Below are 935 nucleotides of genomic sequence, written 5' to 3'. Positions count from 1 at the left end.
CGCCAGAGCGGCCCGCGGCGGAGCCGCAAATGTCACAGCCGGGAAGGGGCGGGGTTGGGGAGAAGAACTAGTCATCACTCGGACTCGGGTCGCCGCTGTCGCTCGGCGGGGGCGTCGAGGTCCCCGGGTCCGACGGCGTAGGCGTCGGGTCCGGTGACGTCGGGGTCGGGTCCGGTTCCGACGGTGTAGGTGTCGGGTCCGGGGTCGAAGGCGTCGGCGTCGGCTTCGGCGGGGTCGGCTTCGGGGTCGGCCGGGGGCCCGGATGCGTCGGGCGCCCCGACCCGTTGCCGTACCCGTCGATCGAGATGATCGCCCCGGAGGGCGCGATGGAGACCCGCGCGCTCCAGTGGCCCGCAGGCTCCCGCTCATGGTCGACGTACACCCGGATCGTGAACGTCTCCCCCGGCGCGAGCGTCCCGGACGACCGGCTCAGGTAGAGCCAGGGCGCCCCCTCGCTCGCCGACCACTGCACCGGCTCGCCCCCCGAGGCGGAGAGCGTGATCAGCGTCGTCCCCCCGCTCGGCCGCGCCGCGACCGTGAGGCGTCCTGCGCCGGTCGCCGAGCGGGACGGCGGCGACCCGGCGCTGATGACCTCTACGGAGACGTCCGGTGAGCGGCTGCCCGCGGTGAAACGGGGGTCGGGCGGCATGTGGGCGTTGCCCGCGTTCTCGTAGTCCTCGCGCCTGCGGTCGCCGTTCATCCCGTCGGGCTCGGCCTCGCTCGCGCTGACCGAACGGCCGTCCTGGCCCTCACCCGTCAGCGGCGCCCCGCGATACGCCGCCCAGAGCGCGAGCACCGGAGCCGCCACCACGGTGGCGACGACCGTCGTCGTCACGGCACGCGCGCGCAGCCGGTCGCGGCGCGCGGCGTGGTCCTTGGGGTCCATCGGGAATCCGCGCCGGTCGAAGCGCGGCCCGCCGCCCCGCGCACGCGGG

Annotated in this window: 1 protein-coding gene; it reads right to left on the bottom strand. The window is 75.7% G+C overall.

Going from position 1 to position 935, the window contains the following annotated elements:
• Positions 1 to 67 precede the first annotated feature (67 nt).
• On the bottom strand, positions 68 to 935 hold an 868-nt coding region (locus ABD378_RS42960; RefSeq protein ID WP_425583978.1), incomplete at its 5' end, for a BACON domain-containing protein.

The sequence above is a fragment of the Streptomyces rectiviolaceus genome (genome assembly GCF_039533825.1).
GTDB classification, from domain to species: domain Bacteria; phylum Actinomycetota; class Actinomycetes; order Streptomycetales; family Streptomycetaceae; genus Streptomyces; species Streptomyces rectiviolaceus.
The sequence above is the reverse complement of the archived record's forward strand: the minus strand, read 5'-3'. Positions and strand labels throughout refer to the sequence as shown.